Consider the following 21,720-nt stretch of genomic DNA (forward strand, 5'->3'; position numbering starts at 1 on the left):
GGTCTAGACATAGATCCTCACATTCAGAGAACTCCTACGCCCGAAATACCCTACTCAGCATCAGCCGCGCCAGATGGGGTTTCCTTGCCGCTTACCTTCGAAGTGCAGAGGCAAGAAGTTTCATTCAAGCGGCCTCTTTCTTCGCGGAAGGAGATATAACGAAATCGCTACGAGAGCTGGACCGGATCCTCTCGCCTTTTCAGGCAAACAAGTGGACCATAGTCACATACCTTCCCTTCCTCTGGAAGCCATCTGATCATATGTTTCTCAAGCCTGACGCAACGAAGGATTTCGCAGAACGGATCGGTCATCGCTTCGCGAAGGTTTATCGGCCAGATTTGGATGCCCGCGTATACGAAAGTCTTCTGGCACTGACAGACATAGTCAAGTCAAACCTCGTAGACCTCCAACCGCGCGACAACATCGATGTGCAAAGCTTTATCTGGGTAGTGAGCGGATCCTATGATGGTGAGCACCCGAGGACCTAAGCTGCAGTGCCTGAAGTGCTAACGGTCTCTGTCTCCATGCGAGATGTAGCTAGTTCGAACTGATGATGACGCAATCTAAGCTCTAGAAGAAGATGTTGCGAATTTGCTATTATGTTCGCCTCACCGCGTTGTAATGCCGCGGAATATATCGACTTTTGTTTCCAGGCACTTGCGCAAGCTCAAGTCATGAGATCCTATCTCGAACCACCCGCCTGGTTTCTGATAGAAGTCGAGGCCACGGCCAATCTTGATAACCCAGCCGTTGTCCAGCCTGATTTCTCGATCGTGCAGGTTGGGATTGAGAATCATCTCGAGGGTAACATCCAGCTCTAAAAGGCTTTGCTTGAGCTCCTCGAGTTTTTCCGAGATGTCAGCGAGTTGGGTCTTATCATCGTATCCCGTAACGAGCGTGATCTTTTTAGCCGCGCTAAGTCGAAGAACTGTCTCGCAAAACCTGACGAAGTTTTGGATTTGGTGCGGCATCCGAATGTAGGGGTCCTCAATAACCACAGATCTGGCGCCCCGCAGATATGGGCCAATGATTGTCTCGTAGCTGTGGCCGGTGTCTCCATACAGGATGCTAAAGTGCTGCTCCTTCAATTCTGGCTCAGTCTTTTCAGAGATGAGTGAAGCTGCACCTTCCGTGTTGTGCAACGGATGAATGGCTGTCGGAGAAGCCGTTTCAGGGTGATCAACTACAGAGCCTTCCGCGCTCTGTCTCAAGCGGCGTCGTGCCGGCTGCTGCGTCGCTTCGGCATTCTTCGACTCAGGGCAATAGACGACCACCTCTGTCCCCGTCGCATCAAAAAAGGAGAGACCAATCTTCGCAAACTCGTCATCGGGCTTGCGTTTGTTCATCTGCTCTTTCACGCGACGCCGGCATTCGACAGCGTAGGCAACGTATTCATCGAACTCTTCATCCGTAGGAGGCCCGTTTGGATGAAGGATTTTTAAAAATGCGCAGATGGTTTTTTTGATACCCTTCTCGTCACGGCCTTCAACTGCCTTCCCTAGGCGGACGCGGCGGCTGACCTCTTCATACCGGTTTGTATGTTTGAACTGATAGTGGAAGGCCTCCGCCAAATAATCGGTAATGAAGCCATATCGGTTCGTGAGGAATGAGCTGCTGTTCTTGGGCATTTCCCAGCCGGGAATATAAGCAGCAAACCGATCCATCACCGCCAGATCCAGCTCAGGCGGCAAGGGCTGGAATAGGTCATATTCCGTTGAGTTGACAACCTGCTGCACCGAAAGATCAATATTTCCGACGAAGCTCAAGCTCGCATCCGCGATGATTTCCGCGCCCCGCGAGAATCTGCCGTTCGCCATGAAGTCTTTCATGATCTGAATCGTGTCCGGATCACGCACTTTGATGCCGCCAACCTCGTCGAAAGCGACCGTGTCCCAATAACCGACTAGACCAACTTTACGCCGGGCATTGTTGTAAAAGAGCGTCGCTTTTGTTGCCTGCCCCCCGGAGATAAGTGTGGCGTATGGCGAGAACTCGCTGAAGAAGTAGGATTTTCCCGTGCCTCGCGGACCGAGCTCAATATAGTTGAAGTTCGGCTCCACCAGCGCAGCAAGCCGGGCGATGAAATGCATCTTCACACGCCGGTCGAGTTTTGACGGTTCCAAACCGACCGAGCGCATAATTGCATCGATCCACTCGTCACGCGTGAATCCATTCCGCCCTTCGGCATAACGAGCAAAATCGAACCGCGACAATTGTATGGGCCGCAGATCCTCGATGTAGAAGGCGTACTTGTCTTCCTCAATATCGTTATGGGCGAGTGTGACCTCCGCCCAAATTCCACCTTCGAGCAGGCGGTCATTGTCGCGATAGAACCTCTCGCCGATCGCAATGCGTTGGGAATTGAAGTTCTCTAGGGATGCCCAGTGCCGCTTTTCCTTCTCGACATAGCGTACATGCACCTTATCGATGAAGCGGTGAGTGCCCTTTGTCGCGACCTTAGACTGCGCTGCATTCGCCTCATCAGGGCGCACATAGTTGTCCTGCAACGTTGCAAGCACCGCCTCCATACCGGCATCAATTTCCGCCTGGCTGTCGCTGGCGCAGAAACGAGCGAGCAGGAATTCAAGAACAAACGTCGGCACGTTCGTTCCCTTCTTGATCCGATGCAGGAGGTCTTTGCGAACGACCTTTCCATCGAATGCCGATAGGAGCTTCGTATCGAGTTGGTCGTGATCGCTCATACGGTGTAGTCCGTCTCAAGGGTGAGAGTGAAGAAGCTGGCCAAGGTTGTCGGATTCAAGGCTTTGACCATGAATTTACCCTCAAACTCAGGGCTCATACCTATGGCGATCTGCTTACGATCACCCGGAGAAAGACTGATCGTGCGCGTGGCGGGGTTAACGTCGGCGCTCGGTTTGGGCTCACCTACAACCTGTCCCTTGGCATCCTGTGCCTCTAGCAGGATCTCAACGCTGACGTCACGTGAGAACATGTCATCTGAATGTAAGGCAACCTCGATTACTGGCACACGAGTCGTGATCTGCTTGGCACCGTTGCGATACCGGAGCTCAACGGAAGAATGCGAAACGGCGGCCTTCGCGCCAGAATCGAGGCGGGCGACAAGAACGGGAACGACGGCCTCGGCCAACGATGCGCCGCCATGGAAGTAGAGATGACCACTGCTGTAAGGAGCCATGCTTTTCGGCAGCGCTACTTGCGGAACATCGGAGCGGATGCCAATCCGCTCACCCGAGACGACGAGATTGTTGCCATCCTCGTTACCAGTGCCAAGAAGCATGCGGTCATGAGCATTCACAACCCAATTGCCTGCGGGCTTGGCGCACACGTCGCCATGATCCGCCTGGGCGTTCAGGAAGAACCCGTGGTCTGTTACAATCACGGCGTCGTTGAATTTCTCGTTCTTCAATTTGTGGAGCGCGTTGCGGATGAATTTCAGCGTTGACGGGATGAGGCCGAGCGTTGTCTCCGGATTGTTCTCAAGCTGGCTGTCGATCTCCGTCGACCGCAGCACCAACAGATCCACGGTGGGCGGGATCTTCGATTTCCCGCGAACGAAATCGGCAAGAGTCATTTCGCTGACGCGATCGCCGAATTTGCGTCTGAGCACATCCATTCGCGCGTTCACATTCGCGAGCGCTATGCCACCAAGCTTTGGCACAAGCGTCCCGGTTTCCGTGGTCAAGGTCAGCTGTGCCCTGGCATCTGGCAGCAAGCTGGCCATGCCGACAGGCGTAATTGTTGGCAACTGCGCGAAGGCAGCAGAAAGCTCGACCGGTCCATCTTCAGCCAGCATCCTTTCCAAGGCGACGCCGAGCTCATAACGGAGCGCGTCAACCAGGATGTAGGCCACTCGGCGCCCCGACTCTTTGAGGCGCGAGGCAACGAACCGATCGAACGTTTCCGCATTTGCTAACCGCTCAGCCGGCGGCCAGCCAGACGTGGCGAGATGCTTCATGAAGATGGTCTGCACCTTCTCAGCCAGCCGCCGATAGCGCTGGCGAGATTGATGAATGACCGCATGCATCATGTCTTGAGGGTCAACAAACTCTCCGACGGCCTGTTCAAATTCTCGCTGGAGACGATCGACTTCACGCAGCGTCGTGACATAAAAATCGATAAGGTCCGATTGCGTGCGGGTGCGATTAAGAAGCTGACGCTCATAGTCCTCGCACGCTTCGAGGAGATTGAGACTTGAACGCACCAATTCCCATTGCGCCTGACTTTCTGCTTTGCCCAGCCAAACTGAGTGTTTGTGCCTTGCCAGAACCTTGCGCGCCGCGTCCAGATCGTCTGTGGTGATGCCTTTGATAGCAACGCTCAAATAGGTGCGTTCTTCGAATGGGAAGGTGTCGCGCTCGCCAAGATCCTCAATCGAGGCGCATTGCTTCGGTAGATCGAGCTCGGCCTCAATGGCCTCTGCACGTTCGATATAGGTCGATTTCCAGCGTGGATCGTTGCGCAGTCGCTCACAGACGTCATCGATGACGGGACGCGCCTCGACCGGTGCATGGGGAACATCCTTGATGGCACCTGGCAAAGCACCCGGCAGATCGAATGCAAATTCGCTAAACAGAACAAAGCGCCAGAGTTCGTCGGCCAAAGCGCTCCAGGTCTTGCCGCGCGTTTTGACGCTCATCGACAGCGTCGCCCGCAGGAACTCCCGCGCCTCGTCGGACCAGCCCTCCTGCCGGTTCAGCTCAGCAGACTGCCTGTCGCTGGGCACCAGAAGCGCGGTCAGAATCTCTCGTCCGGATTCCACGCCCAACGCGGCGCGGAGATGGGGCCAGCTGGCGCCGCCGCCGATGGCATCGATAACGGAGAATGCGGGGCCGGCGGGTGCTGCAGCGAAGGCCTTGCGGATCTCGGTGGTGTGGTCCGGGCGAGCGCGAAGGCAGAGGCTCAGATATTCATCGCCGTCATCCTGCGGGAAAACGGCCCCGCACGTCGAATAGATGGAAAACGGGTCCATTTGCATAGCCTCGTCCGTGTCCGGCTTGCGGGCTGGCACATAGATCAGCAGACCATCGACGGTTGGTTCTGGTTTGCCAAGTTCAAGCAGCGCGGAAAGGGCTGCTTCGCGCGCCTCAATGCCACCCTCCGATACGTCGACGATGACAATGCGGTCACTTGCCAGGCTCAGGCATAGATCGCGGTACCGATGGTCGGGATCGTAAACGACCATACATCCCGCCTTTACCAGGCGTTTCAGAAGGATTTGCTCCCTGATGAAATGTGCAATGCTCATCGGTTCAAATCTCTTCTAAACATCCGTCGTTCATATCGTTCAAGCGACCAAAGAAACCGATCGGCGTGGCACTATTCGAATATCGCCTCATGTCCCGCTGCCCTTCTTCTTGCCGCCCTCCGTCGAGGGCACCGGCTCGTAGAGATCCTCTAGGTCGTGGGCGATGGCGAGCGACTTATCGGTCTTGCACTTTTCGCGTACGCGGTCGGGCCAATAAGCCATGGCCAGATGAGCCCAGTCATAATCGCCCTTTTCAAGCTTGGCCCAGGTGTCTTTCAAGACCTTCTGCCAGGGCTTGTGGCGGAACAGCGGCCACAGGGGTGCGGCCGTGATCTGCACACCGTCGTCATGGTTGGGACGATAGGTCGGGGCTATGTCAAGCAAGGTATCGCGCAGCTCGATCAGCTCTAGCTCAAGCGCTTGAAGCGCTTCGAACGCCTTTTCGTCATCGCGGGTGCGGGCAGCGCCCTTATCGCGCAGGATGGCCACGTCGCGGCTGACCTGCTTTAGTTTCGGCTCCACAAAATCGTTGACGGCCGTGTAGAGCGTCTGGCTGGTCAGGTGGGAGTAATAGAGCCACAGCGTGTAACTGCCCGAAATGGTTGAGAGCGGCCAATAGATCGGCGCCTTGCGACGGCTCTTGCTGTATTGCTTCACGTGCAAGGGGAAGAAATCACGCTGCAGCCAACGGCGCACGTCTGCCGGCACATCCGTCTTGACGCGGGTTAGGACTTCTTCGATCAGCCGTGCCAGATCATGCGTGTGGCCCTGGTCGTCAACAAGGATTCCGCTGTGATCGTGGAACGGTGCGGCACCGTCGGGCAGCATGCCGGGGCTCTTGGCCGGCAGCGGGTCAAAGGGTTCTGGCTCGGGCGGGGCGTCTCGTTCACTGGTTGCGAGACGCCAGTCGAAGCGGCCGAACACGGCGCCGATCGCCCAACTGAGAAGACCGTCCGTCATGTTGATAGGCTCGGCAAGATCGTCTACTTCACTATCGTCGACGTCTTCGACACTCTCGCTGTCGTCACCGCCATCCAGTTCGGACGTTCCAAGCATTACGGCACGATCCGCGTTGCTGAACCCGTACAAGTCGAAGGCGATATTCTCGATTTTAGACAGGATATCCGCCATCTCAGCTTCGATAACCAGTGGATCGTAATCTCCAAGGCGTGCCCGTAATGCAGCTGGTAGCAGGAACGCGTGAGAGGTCTCGTCGATTGTGTCGAGGTTGCGTCGCGAAGACCAAGCACGGCGCGCCAGAGCAGCCAATGTCGCGTGCTGATAAGAATTGAGATTTGGTATCGGGGTTCGTTTGATGACGCCGACCTCGTAAGATCCAAACGCCATTTGCAGCGACACTAAAAGACCAAAGGCACGGCTGTTCACTAAAGCGAGCATCGACAGCAACTCAACAGGTGAGTCGCCGTCAAGGAATGCTGATGGGCCTTTGTCAGCAAAAATGCAGCCGCGGGGTAATGCGCGGAAACTCAACCCTCCCTGTGTGCGGCGAGGCCACGTAATGCCGGGTCGCCCGAAAAAATTCGTTGCGGTATCTCTAAGCATCCAGATGTTTGAGCGAATTTCGCCTTTTTCATTCAGATTGTTCTCAATTTGCGTCCTGTTCGCTGGCCAGTTCACTAGAAGGTAAATGTCAGCATAGTGCGGTGAAAACGCGCCGCCTTTAGCAAAACCAGACCAACTGTCACTCAATGGCTCCCACCAAATACGGACAAAGCGGAAGTCGTCCGCGGTCGCAAGGCCTTGCTTTGCGCTACGATGTTGCGCTTCAACTGCAGGCATAGTTTGGAAAATTTCGCGAAGGGCATCGCTCACCCAGTAAGCGAACGGAGCGGTAGGAACGGACTGAAAAGATTCCGGATCTACCTGAAAAATCCAAGCATTTTTGGCGCCTCTTCGAACCGCGCCGCAGGTATCGAGAAGACGTGCGGCTTTATCTTTTTCAGTTAGGAGCCTTAGAAACGTACTCATGCTTGTTTCTCCAGAACATAAGCGGCGGCCTCGACCATCGCATCGTCCATTACTCCGTTACCTAGGTCCGCCATAACTTCCGGCTGGGCAATCCCGAGAACCACATCTTCACGCCATTTTTGAAAAGTCGACAAGAAGAAGCAGGTCCTGGACGTAATTGCTCCCAGCCGGGCACCTCTACGTATGATTTCTAAACCACGATCAACGAAAATGGCCAGGAGGTCGTTTTTGCTCTTTGGGTAGGCTTTCCCGAGGTTCGTCTTTGTTCCCGCCGAAGGAGCCCCGAAGGGCGGGTTCATTAAAACCACGTCGAACACCTCTCGGCAGTGGTCGATCATCCGCAGCCCTTGCAATGCGTCCTCGGCAAACAGCCGGCCCTGATAGGTGGATCGCGCCGCGCGGGCATAATCCATTAGTGCTTTGCGCAGCCGCGTCTCCGCCTTCTGCCACTGCGCCATGTCTTGAGCACGAAACAAATCGCCGTGCTCGCCAAAGACCCGGCGGATGAGTGCAGGCAGCTCCTTTTCGACCTGCAACAGCACACCAAGCTCCGGCAGACCCTTGAGCATAAACAGCGTTTGCTCGAAAAGTTGGGCGTCCAGCGGGTCGAGATCCTCCATAAACCGTTTTCGCAGATCCACCTCGGCGGGCGGTGCCACTGCGGCCACCACCTGACCCTGGCCCACCTGCGGCCGGTCCTTGGCCTTCACCCCCGTCTCATGCCAGGCCCGCTGTGCCCGTAGCCACAAGGCCAGAGATGCAATCTGCGCCGCGCGCGTGTCGATATCGACGCCATAGATATTATGCTCGATGATCAGACGCGGTACGTCGCGAAGCAGCACATCGATGTCGGCGTAGGTTTGCGCCAGAGGTTTCAAATCTGGGCTGCCGCCGGTTTCTCGATCCAGCGCCGCGGGGCCATGGGTCTGCTCCCAATCCCAGGCCTCGCGATAAATCTCCTCGAACAGGTCGAAGGCATAGAGACCGAAATGCATAGAACCGCAAGCGGGATCGAGCAGCTTGATCGTGCGCGGGTCGCGCAGCCTTCTTGCCGCTTCAGGCTGTTCGTCCGGTTTCACCAGCAGATATTGGCAACGGTCACGAAGCTCCGTCTGCCCCTCTGTCCAGTTGAACCAGAGCCGCCCCAGTGTGTTGTCGACCAAGAACTCCACCACATAGCGCGGGGTGAAAAATTGGTTGCGCACCGCCAGTTCGCGGCTGTTGCGCGGCGCCTGGGACGCGTCGCGCATAGCTTTGCGCTCTTCTTTGGAGTTGAAATACTGGTAGATCCAGCCGATCGTCTCATCCTCGGCCCAGAGCGGATCGATTTCACCGTGATTGATCAGAGACAGGACCTGCACAAGTGCTGCTTCGCGCGGAAATAGGCGCCCTTGCGGCGAGTAGCGATCGAAGAGAGCCGGCAGATCCTGCGATAGCTCATCAAACACACTGAGAAGATAGGTGCGATAGGCATCTCCGGTTTCGCCAAGTCCCGCTCCCGCCAGCCGGGCATAAAGCTGAAAGCCTTTTGCCTGGTATCCATTGCCGACAGATTCGATCAACAGCCCGCGCGCTTCCGCCATGCGCAGGGCTGCCAATCGGTTCAGAACCGTGAAGGCCTGCTCCCGCACGATGCGGTCAAGCCCGGAGGCCGGACTTGTCCCTGGACTTGCGCAATAATGCGCCAGCGTGTCCCGCAGGATACGTGCCGTTTCCCTCTGCGTGTCGTTGAGATGACGCAGATTTTCGATTGGCGTTACCGTGCCAGAGGCAGGGTCAAGGCCGTAGTCGAGCTGAAGTTGGCGCGTAAATTCGTCTTCGAGCGCCTTGCGGGCCTCATTCACGAACCGCTGCAAACGGCCCCGTGTTGCCTGATCGAAAGCCATGGCTATTTCTCTCCCTCAATGATGAGCGAGAGCTCGACATCCTGATAGGTTGAGAACTGACCGCGAAGCTCATTCAAGCGCAGAATGAGCATTTCCAGATCGGCAAGGGTCGTCAGCTTTGCCGGCAGCGGGATCGCCTCGGTCCGCTTCTTGGGGCCGCCGTCCTCCACACCCTTCGGTTTCGCTTCAACACGTTGCAGGATGCGCTCTTGTCCCTGGCGCTGAATGAAGCGGCGCAAGTCGTCAACCGTCCTGTTGATGTCGTAGTCCCGCGTCAGAAGCCGCTTTAGGCCTGCGAGATTATGGTCAACGCTGATCTCCAAGGCATCAAGCCGAGCAGCAACGTTACTCCGCTCTTCCTGGGTGAGCTCGCTCCATTCGGGAACACGCTGCAAATCGTCCAGGCCATCCTTCAGCCGCTGCTTTTGCTGGTCTGCCAATGTCGCGACGGCATCTCTCACGCGCGCCTTTGTCTCGGTCAACTGGGTGCTGAAATCGGCTGCATGACGATAAAAATCATCCGTGGCGATCCAGTCCGTGACAGTTTTCAGGGCATCTTCCGAATCCCGACGAAGGTCGCCCGGAACCCCGGTGTTTGGCAGTTGGCTGATTTCGCGGCAGTGATCCTGGAGTTCGCTCAGCGTCTTTTCCAGACCATTGTCGAGCGCGCGCTTGACCTCGTGCGCCCACTTCAAATTGGTGTAAATCGATGACTCCTCTGCGCCGAGCCGTTGCGGAGCATCGGAGGCGTCGGTGAACAGGATATCGGCGATCTCCTGGTTCATTCCTTTGACGCGCTCGCTGCCGCCAAGCGCCAGACGGCTTAGCCTCTCGGACAGTGTTCCGTATTCCAACTGCAACTGTGTGAAGTGTTTGGCCGTCGCTTTGGTGATCTCTTGCTCCAGCGGGATAACGACATCGCCAAGGAGATCCGTCAATCGCTGCGCTGCTCGGCTCAGTGTCTCGTTCGAGGGCCTTTCATGACGAAGAGAAACACCCACCTGGCGGAAGCTATTATTTGTCTTGAGCGCCTCGATCGCCTGAGCGCCCGCCGCAGTGACTTCTCGACCCGATACGGTTAGCTTGATTTCCCCAGCCATCAGCATAGCGGCCAAGATGTATCGGGTGGTGTCTGGGGACCAGCCGAACGGATCATTGGAGAAGTCATCCAACAGGCGCTTGCCGTTGGCACTGCCATGACGATCAATGTAATCGCGGATGCTGATCATCGCGCGGTGATCCGTCCGGAAGCTGGCTTTGCCGGCAACCGTCTGAACCAAGCTCAATGGGTCGAGCGTGCTTGCAAGAGCGGCGGGATTGGCGACTTTGAGGAACTTCTCCGCATTGTCTGTTGGCACACGAACCGGGGCTTCCGCGTAACGGTCGAAAACCTCTGCCGCGACCTTACCAAGCAGCTTTTTCGCGGCTTCCAGGAGATCAGCGTCCAGCGCGGCAACGGCGGTTGCTTCACCCCGGAAGACAAAGGAACCGGCCTGGAGCGCCTGCTTCATCTTACTCTGAAGTTGGAGCGACAACTTTGCAGCGCGTTCCAACTGACCGGTGCAATAATCTCTGATCTCCTGCTCCGGATCATTGCGGTGAAGTTCGGCAATGCGCTGACAACGATAGATCTCGCCATTGAGATCATCGAGGTCTGTGTTGGTTCGCGCAACAAGGCCAATGACATTGCGGTTCTGGCGTCCGCGCGACTCGTCGATCATCCTCGTTCGGGCGGTTTTGTAGTCGTCGGCCTTAACAAATTCAACGATGGTCTGGATGGCGTTCTGATCGCCCGCCACGCTCGTTGCGATACTGCCTGATTGCAGTTTCACGCCTGTGGCAACAGCCATCGACCCGTGCAGGGTATAGCGCGGGAGCGGGTCGAACACTTCGCGCAAGTTCGATGCGAAGATGCTCTTGAGATCAACAGACCGAAGGGCAATTCCGCCCCGCTCTTCCTCAATGTCGCGCAGGAGTTCACTCAAGAAGACGAGATTGCCGTCCTTCTCGCCCAGCGGCACACGCACATTGACGAGCATCTCTTCGACGGCTTTTTTCACATCCTCAAGCCGCGAGGGCGCCGTTACGCCGGGCTGCATCAGCGCTGCAACATTTTGGGCGGTCACCGGTAGATTGCCGAGGATCTGAAGAATGGCGATGGCTTTTGCCACCTCCTGGTGGAGCTCACTGCCAAAATATTCGATCTGCACTTTCCCAACAGATTGGAAGATTGAAGGGAAGGCACGCCTGATATCCTTCTCAAGGTCGTCGTACAGTGTAACAGTTGTGGCGAGCCAGCCGACTGGCTGGTCGGCCATTGGCTTCGAGCCGCCTTCGCCCTTGAGAACGTCCTGAATGACCTTGATCGCTGAGCGCAGGCCAATGCCGCCGGTTGATTTCGCAAGCGCGCCGAGCAGATGGAGGAGGATATCAAAATGAGCCGGCAGGAAGGGATAGAGGTTGATGAAGCTTTCACGACTGAAGTCAGCGTCGTAGTATCTCGCGTCGTGAAGCTTCGTGTTATGGCGCAACGCTTGCCCGTGTGTGTCAAAGATCTTGCCCAGTTCTGCTGCGCCGGCCGCAGACTTTCCGAGAAGACGACGATAGCAAATTTCCTTGATATCATTCGACTCAAGGTCAATCTGGATCGGAAAGCGATCCTTCAGTTTGAACAGCTTGTCGGAATTGAGGGTCGCGCGGGGGTCGTCCTCCGTCAGTGTTTGTTGCGCAGTCGAGATGATCCAGACTTTGCCGTCTCCCAGTCGCTTGAGGTTTTTTGCAAGCCCGTCAAGATTGAGGATCAGGTTGTCTCGTGACGCCACATACTGGCCGACCTCATCGACCACGAAAATGATGTTCTCTTTTCCGCTTTTCTCGCGAACAATGTCGATCATCGCTTGGACGCGCTGATCTTCAAACTCGTAAAACCCCTCAGTGCTGGATGAGAACGACTTGAGTTCCGGGAACAACGCCGGATACATCTCATGCGCAATCTTCGGGATCAGACCATCGATGGCGAGCGGGTTGTTCTGAACTCGTGACCAATCTGCGCCTTTCAGAGCGCGGCCTACGCACTCCTCCAATTCTTGCGTACGGCCATCTTTTTCGACCATACGCTCGAACGCCGCAACCTTCAGGTTGCGAGAGTAACCTGCCCACTGCAGGACCTTAAAATACAGGACAGTTGAGACGTCCTCCATCGTCGCGCCGGCAAGCATCTCGCTTGCCAGATCCAGCATCACGACTGCAGCCGGGAAACGTCTAGCAACCGTAGTGAGGAGAGCTTTCGTTTGGGCCTTGTTCAGCCGGTCCTGAAGGTGATTGATGAAAGGCGTTCCATCAATGGTGCGTTTGTCATCAAACGCCATACCAAGATACTTCGTGAAGGAGCTCTTGCCTGATCCGTAGAAGCCTGAGACCCAGACGCCTATTTCGTTCTCGCCTCCCGTCTCCATGGCAAGTTGCATGCGATCGAGAAGCTTACGAAATTGCTCTTCGATGCTATCAGTGACGACGTACTCAGAGATTTCGGCCTTCAGACGGCTTTCCTCTGAAGCGCCGTAGCTGATGACCTTCTCAATGGTTCTTTGAATGTCTTTGTTTGGGTCAAAAAGCGCACGGATCGCCATGTTCATCTCACTGCATCAATTTGTTCATCCGCCCACATGGACGGAACGGTAATTGCCATCTTCAGGATAAAAGCCCAGAAATTTTAGTCGGGTTTTGCCAGTCCTCACACCGGGATAGAGGAAAACGGTGGGCACGTGAAATTTGCCCTGCAACTGGCTCTCGATTGCACCGATGCGCATAAAGGGATGCAGCGCTTCTAGGTCCGTGACCAGGACAAGAGAATTCGGTTTGCCCTCTCGTTTCGCCAGAACTGACTCAAGCCGCGACAGCAATCCGTTGCTTGTAGTAATTATGTCCGCCAGGGCCCGGTTCGAGCGCTGCCAGTCGGTCGGCGCCGACCTATCCTCTGCGACGCAAAGATCCCAGAACGGATCATCTCTTAGAAGCGCCCACAGATGCTCCGCGACAGAAAAGACCTCAACTTCCCACTGATCTTGTCGTAGCTTAGACGTCCAAGCGGGTGTCTGTCGTTTGACATCGACAATCTGCTCTGGGGGGAACACAAGGTAGAAAATAGGCTCGAAACTGGCGTGACCGAGTTCTCGGCCCTGCTTTATTCGTTCACGCAGCTCATCAAAATCAGCCTTTAGAGATGTCATCGCAGAGCGCCTCTATGCTTCGGTGCTTCCAGCCGATACGCACGACGTCCCCGGCTGCCTGCACAATCAGGTGGCCCTTCAACGCCAGACGCTTGAGTTCATTGATGACATCCTCGCGCGCCATCCCGAAAAGTTGCCAATCCTGGTGAGTGAGCAGGGCATTGTCGCCCAAGCCCTTAAAGTGAAGGTCGTGCGCCAGATAAGCCGAAGCTGTTGTCGTCGCTCGGTATGGAAGAATACGTCTATTCGACCTAAGCCCCTTTTCCAGGAGGCCGTAGTCTGCGCAACAACCTGTGAGGTAGCCGGCGACTCTCCGAACGGTAGTGTCTGACCAGCGCTTTGAAGTAAGGCCGTCATCGATCGCTCGCTCGACAAATGCGCGCGCCTCTTCGTTACTGACCTGTTGGTAGCCACCAGCGTAACGAGACCAGTAGATCTCTCGTACGAAATCTCCCAGGATAGGGTTTGCCCTGCTCGTGAATAGCAACATTAGTTGCACAAGGTCAGCTAACGGTACGGATGCCATTAGCATCTTAAGGTGAGACGCGGGAGATGCTCCCGAAACGAGGTAGCGGGGCGCAAAACACTCAGTGACGATATTGCGAAGCCTCCGTGCGGTGATCATCGGGAAACTTCCGGACTGCCGTGCGACTTCCTGGAGTTCCCCAGCGCTCATACTGGGAACCCAGAGGTCCAGCAGTGCCTTGGTCTCTGCCACTAAGCCCAACCCTGCTTGAAGCTGCGTTGTGTAGATTGCACCGGTCACTTCAGGTCCGAGTGAAATAGGGGAAAGCCTTGCTTCCCCGCTGAAATGAAGCCGCATAAATGCCTGCCATTTGCGCGATGGAGTGTGATTTACTTAAAGCGTTGATTTGTCCTAGCGAGATGGGGCCATCTGGCGGGGAGATCGATTTGTCGCCCATCTCCCGCAGCCTCTCGAAGGCAGCATCTTTTCCGTGTATTGAGACATCTTGAATCTCTGGGTCCTCAACTTCAGCAAGAGCTGTATGCAGATCATGCTCTAGCTCTTCTGGAAGTCGAAATAGGTGATATGATCCAGCACTTAAGCTCTCGTCATGAACGAGCCGCGCCGCTTCTGCCACACCGTGATACTTCGCGACATGCCCGGTACGTGGAAAAATGGGCGCGAGAAACGCTTGGCTTGCTGGCTGGTAGAACGAGGTTTTCCACCAGCCAAATTGATCAATCTCACCGAGATAACCGACGAGCAGCCGCATTTTCAGCAGATCACTCAGTGGGTCATTTTGCACTACTATCTCCTCCACACCGGATACAACCATCACGAAAAAAAGGACGCGCTTTAATCTCGCAACCCTTTATGTGCTATCATTGCTTTTTCTTTAACTAAACAGCTCTCGGCGTTTTAATCGACATCGTGACTATGTTCCTCGCCTTTTTTGCCAGTATTATTTCCACGAAAGAGGTTTCGGCTTCGATACTGCCTATAGTAGTCAACCAAACTCTAAGCTGCAACCACGAGTGCCATTCGCTTTTGATGAATCCGACTATCCTCACGAACTTGTATTGCATACGATAGGCAAATGCTCTGCGAACGCGGCCCCATCCGCGCCCCGATTACCTCCGCTTCAGTCACCCACTAGAGTTGAAAATCCGCAGCCTTGAGCGCGTCATCCGTTTCGTCGCGGTTGAGCGTCACGATATGCTGTGTTCTCGCGCTGAGTTTCGTAGCGTCCCCCAGGAGCCCAAGACGCTTGAGGACATAGAAGAGCATGGCGTAGCGAACCGTAAGGACCGCCCGCCCGTCCTTCATGCCGAAATCCTTCGCGACCACATCCTTCTGACTTTGCGTCAAGTCCGGGTGCGGCCCTATTTCGACATCGAAGGTCTCATTCCACTGCCGATCATCAACGCCGGATGCTCCGGGCGCGCCTGGATTTCGAACGCCGAGAACGCGCGGCAGCAGAAAATCTTTGAACTTGTTGTCGATGTGGCAATAGGCGCGTGCGTGCCAGCGGAAGCCGTCATAGCCAAGAGCATGCGGCGTCATCCGCCGCCATACGGGCGCAGCCCGCTCCTTGCTCATTGACTGGTAATGAACCTCCAACGACTTTTTGTCTCGTACGGCGTCGAGAACGGCTCGCAGCGCGCCAGAATCAACACGGCGTCGAGGAGTCAGGGCAATGTCCGTATCGGGCGGACTGGCGATCCACGATTCGGTTGATTCGCTAAGCCCCTCGGCCAAGGAGCGAAGGCGAGACAGGTAACCGTCCGGATCCGGCTTGAGGAAAATCGGTGAAAAGTCGGGCGCAGCAACGTAGCGCTTTGCGCTTTTGTCATAGACCGCGTTGCGGGGCGCACGCTCCTGATAAAGGGTCAAGTCCTTGGATGCCTGAGGCACAGAGACATCAAACATATCGATAATGTCCGAGCGATTGACACCACCTTCCCAGAAGAGCCGGAACTCGATGAATTCCAGCCGACGCTCCACACCCCATTTCAACGCCATACCGCTTTCCAACATCGCACTCCGTCTCCAATCGCCGACACAGATAAAAAGTATATGGACATATCGACGCGATCCGTATAACTATTATTCACGTCGGGGCAGATCGTCAATGGTGACGACGCCAAAATTCGTGAGAGGAAAGGCAATGCCCAAGCGCAGTCTGAACCGCGAAGTGACCGGCAAGAAGGCGGCCAGTGCCGCCTCTAAAGTTTTGCGGGACCCCAGGCGCAGCAAGGCCGCGAAAAGTGCTGCGGCGTCGGCGCTGACCCAGCGCCCGAACAAAAAGTGATCCGGGAGGAAGAACGAACATGGCCGCCGCAAGTCGATCCACTCTTGTCATCCATGGTCGTCTCGCGATGCGGGAAGCCAGACTCGCGGCGGCCAGCGACGGCCGCCACGGGCTCCAAATCATGTCGTTTGAACAGGCCGCCGTTCGACTCGGGGGCGGCTTTATTCGTCCGATTGATGAGGAGAGCCTGCGCGCGGCGATTCAGGCGGTTCTCCCCGCCACACCGATGGGTGAGCTGGAAAGTATCAAGATGTTGCCTGGCATGATTGGCGCGGCGGCGGGAACGCTGCACAAGGCTTGGCGCGCCAGCATCGATCTCGATGCCCTAGCTAGCGGCCACCCGAGGCTTGAGGCCCTCGCGCGATTGGAGGCGGCCGTACTCGCCGAACTTCCCGGAGAGATGATCCGTCCGGCCGACATTGTCGCGGCCGCTGCCAGCCGCATCGCGCATGCGCCTGCCATTCTCGGCGCAATCGACATCGTCGGGCTGACCGAACTTTCGCCGTGCTGGCGGCCGCTCTTGAAGGCATTGGCGACGCATATCCCCGTGCGGTGGATCGCTGGCCCGCGCTCAGTCCCGGTTTGGCTGGGTGGTTGCGACGTGGCGATCGTCCCGGCCGAAGCGGAACGGCCGGCAGTCCACAGCATCAGTGCCGCAACAGCCTATCATGAGGCCGTAGAGGCCATGCGCTGGGCGCGGTCGCTCCTTGCCTCTGGCGTCTCGCCCGCGGAGATCGCCATCGCCGCCGCATCGCCCGCCGACTTTGATGATCACTTCGTCGCGCTACGCGCCGATGCCAACATCGACCTGCATTTCGTTCATGGCGTCCGGGTCGTCACCACACGCGAGGGACAGGCAGCTGCAGCCCTTGCCGACATCGTCGTGCGCGGACTGAGCCACTCGCGCCTGCGTCGCCTAGCAACCTTGTGTCGGGATTCCGCTCCGTTCGCGTCCCTTCCAGAGGGTTGGCTGCGCGTCCTGCCGAGCGATGCGCCTTTGTCGACTACCTCAGCCTGGAACCGGCTCTTGTCCCGTCTCAAGCCGGACAGCTGGCCCGACGGCTTGGATCATGTGCCCACTTTGCGCACGGCAGTAGATCTGCTGATAAAAGGTCCGGATGTCGCGCTGGAAATCGGCGAAGCCTTCCTGAAAGGCCGCTCCCTGGCGATCTGGCGCAAGGCGCTGATGGCAGGCCCTGCCGCCTCGATAGACAGCACGCTTGAGGCACTGAAACAGGATGACGGCCTGGAGGCTTGCGTTAGGGTCGCCTGGATGCCGGCGAGCGCCTTGGCTGCCTCGCCCCGACGCTTTGTCCGGCTGATCGGCCTCAACGATGTGACGCCTTCGAAGTCGGCCTGGATTGGGCTGGTCGATCTGTCCATCGCCGCGCTTCCCGCTATCGATGCCTCGCATTTTCCGCTCGATAACTTTGTCGCGGCTGGCGACACGGACAACAATCAGACGCGCGAGGGTTTCGCTGCGGAGGCCAGCGCGATCGGCGCTCGCCAGGTTCGCCTGAGTTGGCTTGCGCCGAGCCGTGACGAAAATGCAGCCGGCCAAGTGCTTCACGAGGAAGAGATCGATATCTGGACCGGCACAGGCGATGAGCCGGGCCCGGAGCCGGACGTGCCAACGCCTATTCAGGGTGGGCGTGAACGTGGCCTCATCCTGCACAAACTCATGGAAGAGGTGCTGACCGGCGAATGTGAAGATAGCTCGACGTCGCTGCGGGCTAGGGCAGAAGTCCTCATTCTGGCGCTTGGTATGTCCCCCTCCACGGATCCGGCGAACGGGCTGTCTGCCGATGAACTTGCACTTTGCGTCTCCCGAACGTTGACCTTGCCAGAGATCGTCGCCTTGCGCCCCGCGTTGCTCGCTGAGTTTCCGGTCTACGCCCTTCGACAGGAAGACGCCGGATTGGTCGCGACCGCCGGCATCGCCGACGCGTTGACGATCGATGCGGCCGGCCAGCCGGCTGTGATCGTTGATTGGAAGAGTGATGTGGCGCCTGCCCCGCAGACGCTCGATCATTATCGCGCACAGGTCCGTGCCTATCTCGACATGACGGGAGCCGTGCAGGGTCTGATCGTTCTGATGACGGGCGCCACGATTATTTCTGTCTCGCCTTCACCAGCCACGATGGTGGCCTAAGAAAGTCTCGCATTGATGTGGCAACCCGTCCGCCGGTTCGCACTTCGATGTAACCGTATCCCTAATTGGCTGCTTTCCTCGCGAGGCCCAATTGTCCGTGCCCGCAGTTGGAGCTTGCTATGCCAATTGTGCGAAAGGCCAATCGAGATCAACCGGTGCTCGCAGAAAACAAGAATATTTTATTGACAGAGATAGTTTCTATATCTATATATTTTTTATAGTCATCCAGCGGGTGTCAGCAGCTCTTGCTCGGATTGCATCCTAACACCCGCCGCGTATGGAGATGAGCATGAGCCGTGAGCATGTAGGTCATCGTGAAATACTGAGCTTTGCCGAGGAACGCGTGAATCTTCCTCAAGACAAAGCAAATGAATATCGCGCGCAAGCACGACGGCTGCGAGAAAAGCTCGAGTCGTACCTTGACGAGCACCCTGACTTCACACTTCGCAAGATTATGCTCTCGGGTAGCCTCGCAAAGGGAACTGCCCTGCGTTCGCTCAACGACATTGACGTGGCTTGCTATATCGGTGGCGCTGATGCGCCCCAATCTGTGAGCGCACTTCTCACCTATCTTGCCGAGCGACTGCGCAAGGCTTTCCCGAATTTTGCGGCCGATCAGGTGACGCCCCAGACCTACTCGGTAACGGTCTCTTTCCGCGGATCCGGGTTGGACGTCGATGTCGTGCCGATCCTCTACCATGGTGACGCGCAATGGTACGGAAATCTGGTGAGCCAGGATGACGGGTCATTCCTTAAGACCAGTATTCCTCTTCATCTGGAGTTCGCGAGCAAAAGAAAGAAGGCCCAAGAAAAACATTTTGCCCAGGTCGTCAGGCTTGTAAAATTTTGGGCGCGCCGTCAGAAGCAGGAGCGCGACGGTTTCCGTTTCAAATCGTTCATGATTGAGCTGATCATGGCAAAGCTCTGCGATGATGGTCTTGACTTAGCCGACTATCCCGAAGCGCTGCAGCACTTCTTCACTTACATCGCGACGAGCGGCCTCAAGGATCAGATCGCCTTTTCCGATTACTATCCGCTTTCTAGCATCGGCGGTTTCTCGGAGCCAATGCGGATCATCGATCCGGTGAACAATGTGAATAATGTCTCGCGCCTCTACACGGGCGTCAATATGAGCGACATCGTCGATGCTGCGCTCGATGCTGGCGACGCGATCGACGCCGCATTAGCTGCCCCCAACAAGCAATTGACCGTCGGCTACTGGCAGAAGGTCTTTGGAACAACGTTTCAGGTCTGAGGCTGCCATGTCGAGTTATAGCTATACGGAAAGCACGACATTCACCGTCACGCATGCGCGCCACATGGCCGCAAAGATCGCGACTGACCTTAAACGCATTCAGCGCTTTTACGGTAAGCCGAGCGATCAGGCCATTGCCGACTATGAGGCGGAGGCCGTCGCTATGATGAAAGCGGGCTATTTGTCGTCTGTCACCTATGGATTCAAGCGTGATGGCTCCTGGATCGAACCTACGTTGAAATTCACCGCACGCGATCTCGCGAATGGTACAGCAAGTGATGACGATCCCGGCAAAATTCGACCGGGGAAAGATGTCTCCGGCGCAGCTTTCACCAGTTTTTTGGCTTACACCGACGCCTATTTTGCGCTGCCTCAAGGCGATCGCGATGCGTTCAGAAGTGGGCTTCCCTTTCAACGTTCCACCGGGACCGAACCGCCGGTGAGCGGCTATTTCGCCTCCGACCATACCTACTCAGCCGGTGGTCGGGCACTCGATCGCTCGTGCGTAAGGAGCTACTGATGCAGAACATGCCCGGACTGGACGAACTCTTCGAACGTCGTCAAAGTTACCCTGATTTCGAGCCGCAGGAGCGCCTCGGCCGACTTGTCGGTCTTGATGATCAAAAATCGCGCCTGGGGAAAATCCTCGGCCTGATGGTCAATCCGCAAGGACTTGAGAAGTGGGCGGCCCGATTTCACGCCACGGAAGCGCGGCCCTTGCTCGACGTTATTTTGCGCCGCCCTCCCCTTGTTGTCCTTGCTGGAGACGTCGGATCGGGCAAGACTGAACTCGCCGAGACGATCGGAGATGCCGTTGCGCGCCAGGAAGACATCGAAATCACCCTCTTTCCGCTCAGTCTGGCCACACGGGGTCAAGGTCGCGTCGGCGAAATGACTCAATTGCTGTCGGCGGCGTTCGAACACACGGTGCAGGCGGCAAGCAGGCTTAAGGGAGATCGCAAAGCCAAGGGCGGAATCATCCTGCTCGTGGACGAAGCCGACGCACTGGCACAGTCACGTGAGGCCGCGCAGATGCATCATGAAGACCGGGCCGGGGTGAATGCCTTTATCAGAGGCATCGATCGGCTTGCAAACCTCCGACTACCCGCAGCGGTGATCATGTGCACAAACCGGCTCAATGCACTTGACCCTGCAGTGCGCCGCCGGGCAGCGGACATCTTAACATTTTCCCGCCCAAACAACGAGCAGCGGCATCACATACTTTCGCTACGTCTTGGACCTCTTGGGGTCACCGGAAGCCAGCTGCGAATGCTGGTCGAAGCCACGGGCGCGGCCGGGGACGATCTCGGTTTCACGTTCTCTGACCTGACCCAACGTCTCCTGCCGGCAATTGCACTGGATGCCTACCCCAACAAGCCGGTCGAGGGCGTGCGCGCGCTGCAGATCGCCAAGGAGATGAGGCCGACGCCGGCGTTCCGAGACGAGGTTATTGCGGGAGTTGCAAAATGAGCAATTGGTCAATTCAGACGCTCCTTTCGGAGTTGCATGACGATATTCAAGAGCGCCTCGGCCGGGCTCGTAAGGCTTTCGGTCATCCTGGAACGAAGGGTGACGCCAGCGAAGCCGTCTGGCTCCAGATGCTGCAGACATATCTGCCTATGCGCTATCAAGCAGCTTCGGCTCACGTCGTCGACAGCACAGGCGCTTTCAGCGATCAGATGGACGTCGTCGTATTCGATCGCCAATATTCTCCTTTTATTTTTTCTTTCCAGGGACAAACCGTCATTCCTGCCGAGAGCGTCTACGCTGTCTTTGAGGCCAAGCAGTCAATTAACGCTGAGCAAGTCGCATATGCTCGTAGTAAGATCGCGAGCGTGCGATCTCTACATCGAACAAGCCTGCCAATTCCACATGCCGGGGGCACATACCCTGCCAAACCGCTGCAACATATCATTGGCGGCTTGTTAACCCTTGAGAGCGACTGGTCTCCTGGCCTTGGTCACGCTCTTACCAAATCGCTGACTGAGGGCGCGGAAGATAACCGCCTCGATCTGGGTTGCGTTGCAGCGCATGGGATCTTTGCGCGCGACTTGGACGGCCTAGACACGCTGACGCCAATGCGCAAACCGGCGACTGCGTTTCTATTCGAGTTGATCGCTCGGCTTCAGGAAAAAGCGACTGTCCCGATGATAGATATCCGAGCGTACGCACGTTGGCTGGATGTGGAGCTACCATCTTAGGCAG

The 21,720-nt window shown here is 56.6% G+C and carries 16 protein-coding genes; 7 read left to right on the top strand and 9 right to left on the bottom strand.

Translation table 11 applies throughout. From position 1 onward, the window contains the following. Nucleotides 1–488: hypothetical protein (locus tag FHW77_RS26620; RefSeq protein ID WP_210277067.1), on the top strand; the 488-nt coding region annotated here is incomplete at its 5' end. Nucleotides 489–608: 120 nt separating this feature from the next. Here FHW77_RS26620 and brxL read toward each other — a convergent pair. From brxL to FHW77_RS24505, 9 genes are all read right to left on the bottom strand, one after another. After that, nucleotides 609–2,702, bottom strand: coding sequence for a BREX system Lon protease-like protein BrxL (brxL, locus tag FHW77_RS24465; RefSeq protein WP_182590873.1), 2,094 nt, complete (start codon nt 2,700–2,702; stop codon nt 609–611). Beyond that, nucleotides 2,699–5,227 carry a PglZ domain-containing protein gene (locus FHW77_RS24470; RefSeq protein WP_182590874.1) on the bottom strand — a complete coding sequence of 843 codons (2,529 nt, stop codon included), beginning with the start codon at nt 5,225–5,227 and terminating at the stop codon, nt 2,699–2,701. Before FHW77_RS24470 ends, brxL begins: the two co-directional genes overlap by 4 nt. Nucleotides 5,228–5,314: 87 nt before the next feature. Next, a complete protein-coding gene (locus FHW77_RS24475; RefSeq protein ID WP_182590875.1) occupies nt 5,315–7,216 on the bottom strand; it encodes a BREX-1 system adenine-specific DNA-methyltransferase PglX in 1,902 nt (633 codons plus the stop codon). Then, complete coding sequence (locus tag FHW77_RS24480) at nt 7,213–9,102, bottom strand: Eco57I restriction-modification methylase domain-containing protein (protein WP_182590876.1); 1,890 nt, start codon at nt 9,100–9,102, stop codon at nt 7,213–7,215. The genes FHW77_RS24475 and FHW77_RS24480 overlap by 4 nt, the downstream gene beginning before the upstream one ends. 2 nt (nt 9,103–9,104) lie before the next feature. Next, nucleotides 9,105–12,731: a BREX system P-loop protein BrxC gene (gene brxC / locus FHW77_RS24485; protein ID WP_182590877.1), complete on the bottom strand. Its 3,627-nt coding sequence runs from the start codon at nt 12,729–12,731 to the stop codon at nt 9,105–9,107. Nucleotides 12,732–12,755: 24 nt separating this feature from the next. Next, a complete protein-coding gene (locus tag FHW77_RS24490; RefSeq protein ID WP_182590878.1) occupies nt 12,756–13,331 on the bottom strand; it encodes a BREX protein BrxB domain-containing protein in 576 nt (191 codons plus the stop codon). Further along, nucleotides 13,312–14,097 carry a BrxA family protein gene (locus FHW77_RS24495; protein WP_210277068.1) on the bottom strand — a complete coding sequence of 262 codons (786 nt, stop codon included), beginning with the start codon at nt 14,095–14,097 and terminating at the stop codon, nt 13,312–13,314. The genes FHW77_RS24490 and FHW77_RS24495 overlap by 20 nt, the downstream gene beginning before the upstream one ends. 1 nt (nt 14,098) lies before the next feature. Continuing rightward, the gene (locus FHW77_RS24500) at nt 14,099–14,602 is read right to left on the bottom strand and encodes a BrxE family protein (protein ID WP_210277069.1); all 504 of its coding nucleotides are present in this window, start codon (nt 14,600–14,602) and stop codon (nt 14,099–14,101) included. Nucleotides 14,603–14,949: 347 nt separating this feature from the next. Then, entirely contained in the window at nt 14,950–15,834 is an 885-nt protein-coding gene (locus FHW77_RS24505) for a BrxR family helix-turn-helix transcriptional regulator (RefSeq protein WP_182590880.1), read from the bottom strand. Between the two features lie 130 nt (nt 15,835–15,964). Here FHW77_RS24505 and FHW77_RS24510 point away from each other — a divergent pair, with 130 nt between their 5' ends. The 6 genes from FHW77_RS24510 to FHW77_RS24535 all read left to right on the top strand — a co-directional run bounded on the left by FHW77_RS24510 (nt 15,965) and on the right by FHW77_RS24535 (nt 21,716). Then, a complete protein-coding gene (locus tag FHW77_RS24510; protein WP_182590881.1) occupies nt 15,965–16,108 on the top strand; it encodes a hypothetical protein in 144 nt (47 codons plus the stop codon). A 19-nt stretch (nt 16,109–16,127) separates the two neighbouring features. After that, the gene (locus tag FHW77_RS26855; RefSeq protein ID WP_286086148.1) at nt 16,128–18,260 is read left to right on the top strand and encodes a PD-(D/E)XK nuclease family protein; all 2,133 of its coding nucleotides are present in this window, start codon (nt 16,128–16,130) and stop codon (nt 18,258–18,260) included. Nucleotides 18,261–18,549: 289 nt separating this feature from the next. After that, nucleotides 18,550–19,515, top strand: coding sequence for a CBASS oligonucleotide cyclase (locus FHW77_RS24520; RefSeq protein ID WP_182590882.1), 966 nt, complete (start codon nt 18,550–18,552; stop codon nt 19,513–19,515). Nucleotides 19,516–19,522: 7 nt separating this feature from the next. Further along, nucleotides 19,523–20,035 carry an HORMA-1 domain-containing protein gene (locus tag FHW77_RS24525; RefSeq protein ID WP_182590883.1) on the top strand — a complete coding sequence of 171 codons (513 nt, stop codon included), beginning with the start codon at nt 19,523–19,525 and terminating at the stop codon, nt 20,033–20,035. Next, entirely contained in the window at nt 20,035–20,985 is a 951-nt protein-coding gene (locus FHW77_RS24530) for an AAA family ATPase (RefSeq protein ID WP_182590884.1), read from the top strand. The genes FHW77_RS24525 and FHW77_RS24530 overlap by 1 nt, the downstream gene beginning before the upstream one ends. Continuing rightward, nucleotides 20,982–21,716 (top strand): DUF6602 domain-containing protein, encoded by a 735-nt coding sequence (locus tag FHW77_RS24535; protein WP_182590885.1) that lies wholly within the window; start codon nt 20,982–20,984, stop codon nt 21,714–21,716. The genes FHW77_RS24530 and FHW77_RS24535 overlap by 4 nt, the downstream gene beginning before the upstream one ends. Nucleotides 21,717–21,720: the final 4 nt, after the last annotated feature.

The sequence above is a fragment of the Agrobacterium sp. RC10-4-1 genome, from assembly GCF_014138475.1.
Lineage (GTDB): Bacteria > Pseudomonadota > Alphaproteobacteria > Rhizobiales > Rhizobiaceae > Agrobacterium > Agrobacterium pusense.